This window comes from Pseudarthrobacter sp. rb (assembly GCF_056389225.1).
This window is the reverse complement of the sequence record NZ_JBWJAR010000001.1, coordinates 206,035-219,183: the sequence shown is the minus strand read 5'-3', so window position 1 is coordinate 219,183 and position 13,149 is coordinate 206,035. Positions and strand designations below refer to the sequence as shown.

Sequence of the window (13,149 nt, the reverse complement as noted above, 5' to 3'; positions counted from 1 at the left end):
CCGCAGGCTGCGAAAGTCGTCAGATGGGCGGCGTAGCGTCCGTACTCCCCCAGGAGTAGGTGCACGGCCTCGCAGGGCTTACCCAGCGCTGCGCTTAAACGGCCGACGGCGGCCCGGTACCTTCCATGCGAAAGGTACCGTGCCGCCGTCGAGCGCTTTGGGCCGGGACTACTCCCCGACGCCTGCTGCGCGTTCCGCAGCCTCCACCACATTGGTCATCAGCAGCGCCACCGTCATGGGGCCCACCCCGCCCGGGTTCGGCGAAATCCAGCCCGCCACCTCGGCGGCGGCGGGATCGATGTCGCCATAGACGCGGCTCTTACCGGTCTCCGGATCGGTCTCGCGGGTGACGCCGACGTCCAGCAGTGCAGCGCCCGGCTTCACGTCCGTGGCCTTGACGATGTGCTTCACGCCCGCTGCACCCACAATGACGTCCGCCTGCCGCAGCAGGTCCGACAGGTTGGTGGTGCCGGTGTGGGTCAGGGTCACGGTGGCGTTGACGTCCCGCCGCGTGAGCAGCAGGCCGATCGAGCGGCCGATCGTGACGCCGCGGCCCACCACTACAACGTGCTTGCCGGCCAGGCTGTACCCGTTGCGCTCCAGCAGCTCGATGACACCCCGCGGGGTGCACGGCAGCGGCGTGGTGATCTTGTTGTTGACGTTCAACACCAGCCGGCCAAGGTTGGTGGGGTGCAGCCCGTCCGCGTCCTTGGCCGGGTCGATCCGCTCCAGGATGGCGTCTGTGTCCAGATGCTTGGGCAGCGGCAACTGCACGATGTACCCGTGGCAGGAGGGGTCTGCATTGAGTTCATCAATGAGGGCCTCCACCTGTTCCTGGGTGGCGTCCGCCGGGAGCTCGCGCTGGATGGAGTTCATGCCGATCTGCACCGACTGCTTGTGCTTCATGGAGACATACAGCTGCGAGGCAGGGTCAGCGCCCACCAGCACAGTGGCGATGCCCGGAGTGACGCCCTTGGCCTTGAGTGCGGCCACGCGTTCGGTCAGCTCGGCCTTGATGGCAGCGGCGGTGGCCTTGCCGTCAAGGATCTGTGCGGTTGTGGTTTCAGTCATTGCTTACCACTGCTCGTGCTGCGGGTAGAGCGGGAAGTCGGCCGCCAGCTTGTCCACGCGGGCCTGGAGTGCCTCGACGTCGGCGCTGCTGCCTGCCTTGAGGGCGGTAGCGATGATCTCGGCAACCTCGGTGAACTCGTTGGCACCGAAGCCGCGGGTGGCCAGGGCCGGGGTGCCGATGCGCAGGCCGGAGGTGACCATCGGCGGGCGCGGATCGAACGGCACGGCGTTGCGGTTGACGGTGATGCCGACGGAGTGCAGGAGGTCCTCGGCCTGCTGGCCGTCCAGCTGCGAGTTGCGCAGGTCAACCAGCACCAGGTGCACGTCCGTGCCACCGGTGAGGACGGAGACGCCGGCTTCGGCGACATCGGCCTGGTTCAGGCGGTCGGCGATGATCCTGGCGCCTTCCAGGACGCGCTCCTGGCGCTCCTTGAATTCCTGGGTGCCGGCGATCTTGAAGGCCACGGCCTTGGCAGCGATGACGTGCATCAGCGGGCCGCCCTGCTGGCCGGGGAAGACGCTGGAGTTCAGCTTCTTGGCCCACTGTTCCTTCGCAAGGATCACGCCCGAGCGGGGACCGGCCAGGGTCTTGTGCACGGTGGAGGTGACGACGTCGGAGTGCGGCACCGGGCTGGGGTGCAGCCCGGCTGCCACCAGGCCGGCGAAGTGGGCCATGTCGGTCCAGAGGAGCGCACCCACTTCATCGGCGATGGAGCGGAAGGCGGCGAAGTCAAGGTGGCGCGGGTAGGCGGACCAGCCGGCAATGATCACCTGGGGCTTTTCGGCGATGGCCTGCTCGCGGAGCTTGTCCATGTCGATCCGGAAGTTGTCTTCCTCCACCTGGTAGGCAGCCACGTTGTACAGCTTGCCGGAGAAGTTCAGCTTCATGCCGTGGGTCAGGTGGCCGCCGTGGGCCAGGGACAGGCCCAGGATCTTGTCGCCGGGAGTGATCATGGCGGAGAGCGCGGCGGCGTTGGCCTGCGCACCGGAGTGCGGCTGGACGTTGGCGAACTCGGCGCCGAACAGGGCCTTAACCCGGTCGATGGCCAGCTGCTCTGCAACGTCGACGTATTCGCAGCCACCGTAGTAGCGGCGGCCCGGGTAGCCCTCGGCGTACTTGTTGGTCAGGACCGAGCCCTGGGCCTCCATCACGGCGCGGGGCGCGAAGTTCTCGGAAGCAATCATTTCCAGGGTGCCGCGCTGGCGGCCCAGCTCCTGGTCAAGGACTGCGGCGATTTCGGGGTCAAGCTCAGCCAGCGGCTGGTTGCTGACGGCTGTGGTTGAGGTGGCTGTAGTAGTCACGAAGAACTCCTGGCTAGGGATACGGGCACTGCTTAGGTCAGGCTACCGGCTGGCGCGCTTTCGCACCGCGTTGATGACAGGGCGTGAAAGCCCGAACATGGTGCTGCTGTGCTGACGCAGGGGCAACCCCAATTCCGGCAAGACATGACCCTCGGCCCAGGCGTACGATCCGTGGTCTTCGTGATTGCCGCTCCCTGGTGGTTAGCCACCCAACGCCAGTTGCGACCCTTCCAGCCTACCAAAACCGGCACCCGCGGCGCGGGTAGGCTATTACGCGTGAATCAAGAGCAGCTGAACCAAGCGTACGTCGTCACCCTGTCCTGCCCGGACCGCCCCGGAATCGTGCACGCCGTGGCCGGAGCCCTGCTGGTGGCAGGGTGCAACATCATGGACTCGCAGCAGTACGGCAGCCCTTCCACCGGCAACTTCTTCATGCGCGTGGAAGTGACCACTGCGGCACCCAAGTCCGAGCTGCGGGCGGCGCTGGAGCCGGTGGCGGAAGCGTTCTCCATGCAGTGGAACCTCGACACCGTCGGCGACAAGGTGCGCACCCTGGTGATGGCCAGCACCTCGGCCCACTGCCTCAACGACCTGCTCTTCCAGCAGCGTTCCGGCACTCTTCCCATTGAAATCCCCGCCATTGTCTCCAACCACCAGGACCTGGCAGGGCTCGCCGAGTTCTACGGCATCCCGTTCCACTACATCCCCGTGACCAGGGACACCAAGGTCCAGGCCGAGGACAAGCTCCGCGCCCTCATCGCCGAGCACGACATCCAGCTGACCGTCCTGGCCCGCTACATGCAGATCCTCTCCGACGAGCTCTGCACCGACCTGACCGGCAAGGCCATCAACATCCACCATTCGTTCCTGCCGTCCTTCAAGGGTGCCAAGCCGTACCACCAGGCGCATGCCCGCGGCGTGAAGCTGATCGGAGCCACGGCACACTATGTGACCGCGGCCCTGGACGAGGGGCCGATCATCGAGCAGGAAGTCATCCGCGTGGACCATGCGCGCACGCCCGAGCAGTTCGTGCAGATGGGCCGGGACGTGGAGGGCCGCACGCTGGTGCAGGCCGTGCAGTGGCATGCCGAGCACCGGGTGCTGCTGGACGGCAACCGTACGGTGGTCTTCAACTAGGTCGCAGCGGTTGGGTGGAGGGGTGGCTTAGGGTGAAGCCATGGCTCCTCTCTACCCTTTCGCCGGCAATTCCCCGGCTGTCCATGATTCAGCGTTCGTGGCCCCGTCGGCCTCGATCATCGGCAATGCCACCCTGGGCCCGGACGCCAGCGCCTTCTACGGCGTCTCCGTCCGCGCCGACACAGCGGCCATCACCGTGGGCGCCGGAAGCAACCTGCAGGACAATGTGGTGCTGCACGCCGACCCCGGCTTCCCCTGCACGGTGGGCCAGCGGGTCAGCGTGGGGCATGCCGCCGTCGTGCATGGCTGCACGGTGGAGGACGACTGCCTGATCGGCATGGGCGCCACCATCCTCAACGGTGCCGTGATCGGCGCCGGCTCGCTGGTTGCGGCCGGCGCCGTGGTGCTGGAAGGAACAGTGGTTCCGCCCCGCTCGCTGGTGGCGGGCGTGCCCGCCAAGGTGCGCCGCGAACTCACGGATGAAGAGTTCGACGGCGTCCGCGCCAACGCGGCGCGCTACGTGGAGCTCTCGGCGAAACACCGCGAGCTCCACGCTGGCTAGTCGAGGCTGATTGGCCCGAACTGGTCCAGCAGGTCGCCCGGACCAGGGTTGCCCGGTGCCGATGACCCTCCCAGGTGTTTCACCACGCCCCACACCGCGTTCAGCCCGGTGGTCACGGCGCCCTCGGCCCAGCCGGCGGTGAAGGAGACGTCGTCGCCCGCCAGGAAAATGCCGCGCTGGGATTCCGGCAGCCTGTCCTGCTTGAAGTGCGTGAACAGCCGCTGCTGGTAGCGGTAATGCCCGGGCAGGTTCGCCTTGAAGGCGCCCATGAAGTTGGGGTCCGCCTCCCAGGACACGGTGATGGGCTGGCCCACGATGTGGCTGGCGATGTCAACGGTGGGGTAGATCTGCTCCAGCGAGTGCAGCATCAGCTCCACCCGCTCGTCGGCGTCCAGGGCCAGCCACTTAAGGGCGTCGTCATTCCAGGTGTAGGAGAGCAGGATGACGGCGGGCTGGTCCGGACCGTTGTCCAGCAGGTAGGTGGCCCGGTTGAGCCTGTCGGTCAGGGTCATCGACAGGGCCTCATGGCCCGTTGCGGGATCGATGTCCTTCCAGAAGGGCCGGTCCACCATGACGAAGGTCTTGGAGGACTGCATGTAGTGCGATTTCTCCATCGCGGTCCACAGTTCGGCGGGGAACAAGGCTTCCTCGGTGTGGATGCGGGTGGACAGCAGCCATGACTGGCAGGTGGTCACCACGGCCGGGTAGCTGGCCTCGCGGCCCCACCGTTCACGCACCCGCAGGTTTCCGTCCGGGTCCCGGCTGATCTTTCCGACCGCGCCGCGGGGCGAGCCGGAGTGCAGCGAGGCCAGGGAGGTGCCGGCGGGCCAGTGCACCATGTCCGACGGCGCGTGCTGCCACAGTGCCTCGGGCAGCCTCTGCGCTCCCCCGCGGATGAGCCGGTGCTGGTCGTCGGCATCCGTGTAGACCACGCGCAGGATTTCCAGGATGGAGTTGGGGAAATCGGTATCCCAGCCGCCGGTGCCAAACCCCACCTGGCCAAACGCCTCCCGGTGTGCGAACCCTGCCTTCTTAAAGGACTCGCTCGCGGCGATGAACCCGTAGAAGGTCTGCTCGTCCATGAGCGGGAGCAGTTCGTTCCAGAGTTCCTTGATCCTGGCCATGTTCCGGGCCTTGATGGCATCCTGCATCTCCGCGAACCTGGCGCCGTCGTTGACTGCGGCTTTCCAGGCGTCGGCCACTTCGCGGAAGAACGGCGGAAGGTCGCTTGGCTTTTCCGCGTAGTACTTCTTGCCTGCCAGTTCGATCACCGTGCTGGAAGTGGCCTCGGCAAGGGGGTTGGGGAAGTCCTGGGTCTCCAGGCCCAGCAGGTCCACGTAGTGGTAGAAAGCCTTGCCCGAGACTGGGAACCGCATCCCCCCGAGGTCAGCCACCACGCCGGGCGCTGCCGGGAAGTTGGCCGTGCGGAGCCGCCCGCCGATCTGGTCCGCTTCATAGACCACAGGCCGCAGCCCGAGTTTCATCAGTTCATAGGCGGTGACCAGCCCGGAAAGCCCGGCGCCGATCACGGCCACTTCCGTGCCGTACAGCTCCGGCGGGACTGCGCCCAGTCCGTCCGGGTGGTCGAGGTAGTGGTCGTAGCTGAACGGGAAATCGGGGTTCAACATAGTGATGGGCGCTGCCTGTCCCCCCGCGTCCCGCCCTGCCGCATCCGCCGGCGGCGTGGACGTGCTCGAGGGGTCGAAGGCGGGCAGTTCGGTGGCGATGGTCATGATTGTTCTGCTTTCACAGGTTCCTGCTGGGGGCCTTGGCGGTCAGTTCACGGTAGTCGAGCTCGCTCAGGGCCGCTACCTTGGAGTTCCGGCGTCCATAGCCGAAGTAGATGGCGATACCGACGAGCATCCAGGCACCAAACACAACCCAGGTATCGGCGCCGAGGTTGGCCATCAGGTAGGCGCACATCAGCGTGCCCAGCACGGGGGTGGCAGGGTACAGCGGCACCCGGAAGCTGCGCTTCAAGTCCGGGCGGTTGCGGCGCAGGTAGATAACGGCCACGTTGACCAGCGCGAACGCGAACAGGGTTCCGATGCTGGTGGCGTCGGCCAGGGCGCCGAGCGGCACCAGCCCTGCGGTGAGGGCGACGGCGGTGCCCACGATCAGGGTACCGGCGGCCGGGGTGCCGGTGCGGGGTGAGACGCGGCTGAAGACCGGGGGAACCAGTCCATCCCGGGACATCGACATGAGGATGCGGGTCTGCCCGTACAGGACGGTGAGCACGATGCTGGCAATGGCCAGGACGGCGCCCACCGAGAAGACCAGCGCAATCCACGGCTGGTGCGTGGTCTCCTCAAGGATCTGGACCAGGGCGGCTTCGGTTCCGTCGAACCAGCCCCACGGGCGGGCGCCGATGGCGGCAACGGCCACCAGGACGTAGATGCTGGTGACGATCACCATGGACAGCAGGATGGCGCGGGGCAGGTCGCGCTTGGGGTTCCTGGCTTCCTCGCCGGCCGTGGAGGCGGCATCAAACCCAATATAGGAGAAGAACACCCTGGAAGCGGCGGCGGATACGCCTGCGGCCCCCATGGGCATGAGCGGCTCGAAGTTTCCTGCGTTGAAGGCGGTAAAAGCCACGGCGCAGAAGAACAGCAGGATGCCTACTTTGACGACGACGATGGCCGTGTTGATCCAGGCGCTTTCCCGAGCCCCGCGGACCAGCAGGACGGTGGCGAGCACGACGATGGCCACCGCCGGGACGTTCACCAGGCCGCCGTCGCCGGGAGGCTGCGACATCGCGTCGGGCAGCACCTGCCCGAACACGGCAAGCGTTTCGTTGACGTACTGGCCCGCGCCCACGGCCACGGCGGCCACGGAAACGGCGTATTCAAGGACAAGGCACCATCCGCAGATCCAGGCCATGCCCTCTCCCATGGTGGCGTAGGAATAGGAGTAGCTCGACCCTGCGGCCGGAACCAGGCCGGCCATCTCGGCGTACGACACCGCGGAGAGCAGCGCGGCCAGGCCGGCGATGATGAATGAAATCCAGATGGCCGGCCCGGCCAGCGGAACCGATTCGCCGAGGATCACCAGGATGCCCGTCCCCAGGGTGGCACCCACGCTGATCATCGTCAGGTGCAGAACGCCGAAGCTGCGCACCAGGCCGGTTCCCGCACCGGCACCTTCGGCTTCGCTGACCATTTGGCCTATCGGTTTACGCCGGAGCAACTGGGCCCGGAGGCCAGGCCGTCCGACGCTTGGCGCAATGGGTTTTTCGGTGGTCACAGGCACAGTCACCGTTGACGTCCCTTCAGAGTAGTTGTCGGTTTCCCCTCACCAACATTGGCATGTGAGCCAACTCTCAACCCGGTGCAAAATGACTTATAGTGATCCACCGTGAGACTTTATGCACAAACACAGCGGATCCTGCAATACGGCGCCTGCGGCCCCCGGGTGCGCCGGCTGCCGGAAGCCGGCCGACGCCGGTGCTAGCCACGACCGCTGAACCCGCGGAGTCCGGACGGCTGAGCTTCGTCACCCTCCAGCAGTTCCTTGACCAGCTGCCGCCGCTGCTGAAAACGCTCCACGACGGCGGCAGCGGCGGCCGTCTCCTGCGGTGGGTTGAACCCAGCGAACTGGAGGACCCCACACCCTACCTGCCCGAGGGTGAGTTCCTGCTCACCGCCGGGCTTCCCTTCCTGGGCGACGGCGGCACGCCGGCCAGGGTGGATGGGTATGTCCAGCGGCTGGTGGAGGCCAAGGTGGCGGCCCTCGGGTTCGGGATCAGGCCCTACTTCGATGCCGTCCCGGACGTGGTGCTGGACGCGTGCCGGCGGCACAACCTCACCCTGTTCGAGGTGCCTGAGTCGCTTCCGTTCGCGGCGATCGGCCTCCAGTTCTCACAGCTCCTGGAGACCGACAATGCCCGGGTTTTCCGACAGCTGGCGGAGACCAACCGGCAACTCATGCGGGCTGTCCTCTCACCCAGACCGGAGCATGAGCTGCTGGCCGCCCTGGTCCAGCGCGTGCCCGTATGGGCGGTCATGGTGGGGGCGGACGGCCGGGTCCGGGCACGCGGCACCAGTGCCGGCGGCAGCACCGCCGTCGAACTTTCCCTGCTCGAACCCATGCTGGAACGGCTGCTGTCCGGCCGCGGCCCGCGGGTGGAGATGGACGGCTTTGACCTGCCGGGCTCGGCGCTGGTGGTGGGCCACCCGCTGCGCAGCACCAAGGACGCCAATCTTGGTGCCCTTGTTCTGGGCTCCGACGTTCCGCTGACCCCTGCGCAGAACAACGTGGTCCAGTCCGCGGTCGGGTTGCTCGAGCTGCTGGTGCGGCAACGGACCAGCGGGTCACTGGCCCCGAGCCAGCTGGCCACCGCCGTCCTGCTGCACCCCGAAAGCCTCACCACGGGCGGCACCAAGCATGTAAACGGGCTCAAGGACCTGATGGCGCAGAGCCTTTCCTCCACCCGGTCCGCGCCCATGCGGGTTGTGCAGGGCATCAACGTGGAAGCACCCCATTGGCCGGCCGGTGACGGCCCGGTCCGGGAGCTGCTGCAGTGGCGCCGGATGCTCGACACAAAACTGGTGGAGATCACTGACTACGGGTTCGCCGCCGTGACCCGGCTCAGGGTGGATGATGCCCTGCTTGCCGATGTGGAGAAGCTCGGGTGGCGCCTGGTGGTCGGCGAACCGACCGAGCTCACGGACTTGCCCGCCGCCTACCAGCGCGCTACCTCCCTGCGCAGCCAGGTCCAGAGGAGCGGAGTGAGCATCCGGGCCGATGAGGTGTCCTGGTCGGTCACCGGACTGTTGGGCCGTGACGCCGGGACACTGCTGGCCCAACGCCTCCTGCGGCCGGTCCTGGCGCTGGAGCCGGACCGGCGCCATCCGCTGCTGGCAGTCCTCCGCGGCTGGCTCAGCGAGAACGGCAGCTGGGACGCGTCCGCCAAGCTGCTGGGCCTGCACCGGAACAGCGTACGGCGGCAGATCGGCGTCCTGGGTGAACTGCTCGAGATGGACCTGAACCAGGCACAGGTGCGGGCAGAGCTGTGGATTGCGCTGCAGTATGCAGACAACCTGGCAGGCAGGGCGGACTGACGGGCAGCGGCTACTCGCCGCTGCCCCCCGGGTGGCCCGGTTCCCGCAGTAGAGCTTCCTCCCACTCCCGGTACAGTCCGGGCCGGCGTTCCCGCAGGTACGGGACCTCATTGCGTGCTGCCCGGACGGCCTCCGCGCCCACCTCGGCAAACAGCAGCGCCGGGGCGTCGCCGGCCTCGGCGAGGAGCGTCCCGTCGGGCCCCGCCACCACGCTTCCGCCACCAAAGGCGTAGGCGTCCTCGGTTCCGCAGTGGTTGGCATACGCCACAGTGAGCTGGCTTTCCAGCGCACGGGCGCGGACAAGCACCTGCGGCACTGCCTCGAAGCCGGCCGACAATGCGGTGGGCACCAGGACCAGCTCGGCGCCCCGGGAAGCAGCCGCCCGTGCGGCCTCCGGGAACTCGATGTCGTAGCAGATCAGCAGTGAGGTACGGATGCCGTGGAAATCCACGACGGCGGGAGGTTCCCCGGCTGCGACAAATGCCTCGCGTTCCTCACCGCCAAAGAGGTGCACCTTGGCGTAGTTGAGGATCTCCACGCCGTAGGCGTCCACCAGGGTGGCTGAGATGTGCCATCCGGCCGCACCGGCGGACTTCGGTTCGGCGCCCACCGGGGCGGGCAGGCTGTAGACGAGCGCGATCCTGTTCCGGCGCGCAATGTCCGCCAGGCGTCCGCGGATGGCGGGGAGGGCCGCCGGATCCAGTTCGCTGCGCAGCCGCAGCGGGGCGTAGCCCACGGGAAACAGTTCCGGCGTGAGCAGCACGTGGGCGCCGGCCTGCGCGGCCCGGCGGGCGGCATCGTCCACGATGCGCAGGTTTGCCCCAATATCCAGGACCACCGCGTTCGCCTGCAGGACGGAGAGCAGCATCATTACCACCTTCTTCATGCCCGTCCACGGGAACGTGGCTGGGCTGGACTGTTTCCGCCTACCAGCCTAGCCAGCCGCAGACGGTGGATGACGGGTCGTTTGGACCCACCCGCACGCAGGCCGGGACGGAATGCACGGGGATTCGGTCGGAGCCCTGCGTACCGTTGCCAACTGCGTCCGCCGGAGTCATGCGTTAACTTCTTGACTACAAGCGCAGCGGTAGGGCAATCTTCTTAGCATGTCCGCAACTACGCGCTCAACGAGGAGCAAACCTAAAAATCCCGGATCGCAGTCCGCCCTGCGGCAGCTGAACCAACAGCGGATTATCGAGACCCTGATGGGCGGCCCGTCCACCCAGGCGGAACTGGCCCGGCAGACGGGGCTGTCCACCGCCACGGTCTCCAACATCGTCAAGATCATGCTCAATTCGGGCCTGGCATCCACCGAGCCGATCACCAGTTCCGGGCGGCGGGCACTGAACGTGCGGCTGAACAGCAACGGCGCCGTGGCCGTGGGCATCGACTTCGGCCGGCGGCACCTGCGGGTGGTCCTCGCCTCGCTCAGCTACCACGTCATCGCCGAAGAATCGATAATGCTCCCCCTGGGCCACCAGGCGGATGACGGTATCCAGGCCGCGGTGGCGGTGCTGGAGAAACTGTTGCGGGAAAGCGGGGTGGAGCGCTCCTCGGTAGTGGGCGCCGGCGTCGGCATTCCGGGCCCCATCGACCGCCGGACCGGGACGGTGGCCCAGGGCGCAATCCTTCCCGAATGGGTGGGCATCAACATCCTCCAGCACCTTGAGGAAACCTTGAGAATTCCCGTGTTTGTTGACAATGACGCCAACCTTGGCGCCTGGTCCGAGGTGACGTGGGGGCAGCACTCCGGGGTCAGCAACCTGATGTTCATGAAAATCGGATCGGGCATCGGCGCCGGCCTGATCCTCAACGGCGCCCCCTACTACGGCAACGTGGGAATCACCGGCGAAATAGGGCACGCGACCATCCATGAGCAGGGCCTGGTGTGCCGTTGCGGCAACCGCGGCTGCCTGGAAACCATCGCCTCCACCACCACCATGATCGAGCTCCTCAGCCGCGGCGAAGACCCTCCGATGACTCCGGCTGACATTGTCCGCAAAGCCCTGAACCGGGACTCCGCCACCCTTCGCGTCGTGGACGATGCCGGACTGGCCGTGGGCCGCGCACTGGGCAACGTGGCCAACCTGATCAACCCCGAGGTCATCGTGGTGGGAGGACCCCTGGCGGGCCTTGGCGACATCCTGCTGGACCCCATCCGCAGAGGATTGATCCGCCATGCAGTGCCGGTAATCGGTGAGACGACAACCCTCACCATGTCCTCGCTCGGCGACCGTGCAGAGGCCTTGGGAGCGGCTGCCCTCGTCTTCCAGCACGCCGGCATCCGGAAGCCCTAGACCATTTCGTTATCCGGTAATTGCGTTAAAGACTTGACGACAATAGCTGTGATCCAGTTTACTTTTGGTTCAGACGGCCCTGCGCTTTGCCGGCCGGACAAAGAAGTCATTGCATTGGAGGGTTAGGGTTCATGACGTCCCAGACCACGCACACGGATCCGGTCATCCTCGAGATGCGGTCCATCACCAAGGAATTCCCCGGCGTTAAAGCCTTGTCGAATGTGAGCCTTAGGGTGAAGGCCGGCGAGATCCACGCCATCTGCGGCGAAAACGGCGCCGGCAAGTCCACGCTCATGAAGGTCCTGTCCGGCGTGTACCCGTACGGAAGCTACGACGGCGACATCGTTTACCAGGGACAGGTCCAGCAGTTCCGGGACATCCGCGCCAGCGAGCACGCGGGCATTGTGATCATCCACCAGGAACTCGCACTGATCCCCGAACTGTCCATCATGGAGAACATCTTCCTGGGCAACGAACCCACCAAGCGCGGCGTGATCGACTGGGCCGAGGCCCGGCTGCGGTCCCTGGACCTCCTGGCGCGTGTGGGCCTGCGGGACGACCCCGACACCCCCATCAAGGAAATCGGTGTCGGCAAGCAGCAGCTGGTGGAAATCGCCAAGGCCCTGAACAAGTCCGTGAAGATCCTCATCCTGGACGAGCCCACCGCGGCCCTGAACGAATCGGACTCACAGCACCTGCTGGACCTGATGCTGGGCCTAAAGGCCAAGGGCATTACCTCAATCATCATTTCCCACAAGCTCAACGAGATCGAGCAGATCGCCGACTCCATCACCATTATTCGCGACGGCCAGTCCATTGAGACCCTTGACGTCAAGGCTGACGGCGTCGACGAGGACCGGATCATCAAGGGCATGGTGGGCCGCACCCTCGAATCCCGGTTCCCGGACCACACCCCCAAAATCGGGGAAGTGTTTTTCGAGGTCAAGGACTGGACCGTGGGCCACCCGGCCGTCCAGGACCGCCTCGTGTGCAAGGGTTCCAACTTTTTCGTCCGCCGTGGCGAGATCGTGGGATTTGCCGGCCTGATGGGGGCAGGACGCACGGAATTGGCCCGATCAGTCTTCGGAAGGTCCTACGGCAGGTTCGTAAGCGGCCACATTTACAAGGACGGCCGCGAGGTCACGCTCAAGAATGTCCGCCAGGCCATCGACGCCGGGCTGGGCTACGTCACCGAGGACCGCAAGACCCTGGGCCTGAACCTGCTCGACGACATCAAGACCACCACCGTGGCGGCGAACCTGAGGAAAGTCAGCCACAACTTTGTGGTCGACGCCAACCAGGAGTTCACGGTGGCCGAGGAATACCGCAAATCCCTGCGCACCAAGACGCCCTCCGTGGAGGAAGGCGTGGCCAAACTCTCCGGCGGCAACCAGCAGAAGGTTGTGTTGGCCAAGTGGATGTTCACCGATCCCGACCTGCTGATCCTGGATGAGCCCACGCGCGGCATCGACGTCGGGGCAAAGTACGAGATCTACGGCATCATTCAGCAGCTGGCCAACCAAGGCAAGGGAGTCATCGTCATCTCCTCGGAGCTCCCCGAACTCCTGGGCCTGTCCGACCGCATCTACACGATCTTCGAAGGCGCCATCACCGGCGTCCTGAACAAAGACGAGGCCACTCAGGAAAGCCTGATGAAGCTGATGACCTCCGCCCGCAAAGCCGCCTGACCCTCTGGCCCATTCCAGAACCTTCCGGACAC

Annotated in this window: 9 protein-coding genes, 1 pseudogene and 1 riboswitch; of the genes and pseudogenes, 5 read left to right on the top strand and 5 right to left on the bottom strand. The window is 66.2% G+C overall.

Annotated features, from left to right (window positions below; all coding sequences use genetic code 11):
* Positions 1–168: 168 nt before the first annotated feature.
* Together ACWRN3_RS00935 and glyA are read right to left on the bottom strand one after the other, a co-directional pair.
* Entirely contained in the window at positions 169–1,071 is a 903-nt protein-coding gene (locus ACWRN3_RS00935) for a bifunctional methylenetetrahydrofolate dehydrogenase/methenyltetrahydrofolate cyclohydrolase (RefSeq protein WP_324644537.1), read from the bottom strand.
* Between the two features lie 3 nt (positions 1,072–1,074).
* A complete protein-coding gene (gene glyA, locus ACWRN3_RS00930; RefSeq protein ID WP_159632581.1) occupies positions 1,075–2,373 on the bottom strand; it encodes a serine hydroxymethyltransferase in 1,299 nt (432 codons plus the stop codon).
* 147 nt (positions 2,374–2,520) lie between these two features.
* Positions 2,521–2,606: riboswitch (ZMP/ZTP riboswitch) on the bottom strand.
* 43 nt (positions 2,607–2,649) lie between these two features.
* Between glyA and purU the strand changes: the two genes are divergently transcribed.
* Positions 2,650–3,510, top strand: coding sequence for a formyltetrahydrofolate deformylase (purU, locus tag ACWRN3_RS00925; protein WP_159632582.1), 861 nt, complete (start codon positions 2,650–2,652; stop codon positions 3,508–3,510).
* A gap of 40 nt (positions 3,511–3,550) precedes the next feature.
* Positions 3,551–4,072 carry a gamma carbonic anhydrase family protein gene (locus ACWRN3_RS00920; protein ID WP_476739635.1) on the top strand — a complete coding sequence of 174 codons (522 nt, stop codon included), beginning with the start codon at positions 3,551–3,553 and terminating at the stop codon, positions 4,070–4,072.
* On the opposite strand, the gene ACWRN3_RS00915 is transcribed toward ACWRN3_RS00920, so the two are convergent.
* Together ACWRN3_RS00915 and ACWRN3_RS00910 are read right to left on the bottom strand one after the other, a co-directional pair.
* Entirely contained in the window at positions 4,069–5,805 is a 1,737-nt protein-coding gene (locus ACWRN3_RS00915) for a flavin monoamine oxidase family protein (protein ID WP_255174830.1), read from the bottom strand. The genes ACWRN3_RS00920 and ACWRN3_RS00915 overlap by 4 nt on opposite strands.
* A pseudogene (locus ACWRN3_RS00910) lies at positions 5,802–7,231 on the bottom strand (amino acid permease). Before ACWRN3_RS00910 ends, ACWRN3_RS00915 begins: the two are co-directional and overlap by 4 nt.
* 284 nt (positions 7,232–7,515) lie before the next feature.
* Here ACWRN3_RS00910 and ACWRN3_RS00905 point away from each other — a divergent pair.
* On the top strand, positions 7,516–9,132 hold the full coding sequence (locus tag ACWRN3_RS00905; protein ID WP_255174828.1) for a PucR family transcriptional regulator: 1,617 nt from the start codon (positions 7,516–7,518) through the stop codon (positions 9,130–9,132).
* Between the two features lie 10 nt (positions 9,133–9,142).
* Here ACWRN3_RS00905 and ACWRN3_RS00900 read toward each other — a convergent pair whose 3' ends face one another.
* The gene (locus ACWRN3_RS00900; protein WP_324645226.1) at positions 9,143–10,003 is read right to left on the bottom strand and encodes a nitrilase-related carbon-nitrogen hydrolase; all 861 of its coding nucleotides are present in this window, start codon (positions 10,001–10,003) and stop codon (positions 9,143–9,145) included.
* A 235-nt stretch (positions 10,004–10,238) separates the two neighbouring features.
* Between ACWRN3_RS00900 and ACWRN3_RS00895 the strand changes: the two genes are divergently transcribed.
* Both ACWRN3_RS00895 and mmsA read left to right on the top strand, forming a co-directional pair.
* Positions 10,239–11,429: an ROK family transcriptional regulator gene (locus tag ACWRN3_RS00895; protein WP_324644533.1), complete on the top strand. Its 1,191-nt coding sequence runs from the start codon at positions 10,239–10,241 to the stop codon at positions 11,427–11,429.
* 131 nt (positions 11,430–11,560) lie between these two features.
* Entirely contained in the window at positions 11,561–13,117 is a 1,557-nt protein-coding gene (mmsA, locus tag ACWRN3_RS00890) for a multiple monosaccharide ABC transporter ATP-binding protein (protein WP_255174827.1), read from the top strand.
* Positions 13,118–13,149: the final 32 nt, after the last annotated feature.

What these genes read in the sequence shown, in the direction of transcription:
- ACWRN3_RS00900 (WP_324645226.1), bottom strand. Translation starts at nt 10,003, where the DNA reads ATGATGCTGCTCTCCGTCCTGCAGGCGAACGCGGTGGTCCTGGATATT.
- ACWRN3_RS00895 (WP_324644533.1), top strand. Translation starts at nt 10,239, where the DNA reads ATGTCCGCAACTACGCGCTCAACGAGGAGCAAACCTAAAAATCCCGGA.
- ACWRN3_RS00935 (WP_324644537.1), bottom strand. Translation starts at nt 1,071, where the DNA reads ATGACTGAAACCACAACCGCACAGATCCTTGACGGCAAGGCCACCGCC.
- ACWRN3_RS00920 (WP_476739635.1), top strand. Translation starts at nt 3,551, where the DNA reads ATGGCTCCTCTCTACCCTTTCGCCGGCAATTCCCCGGCTGTCCATGAT.
- ACWRN3_RS00915 (WP_255174830.1), bottom strand. Translation starts at nt 5,805, where the DNA reads ATGACCATCGCCACCGAACTGCCCGCCTTCGACCCCTCGAGCACGTCC.
- mmsA (WP_255174827.1), top strand. Translation starts at nt 11,561, where the DNA reads ATGACGTCCCAGACCACGCACACGGATCCGGTCATCCTCGAGATGCGG.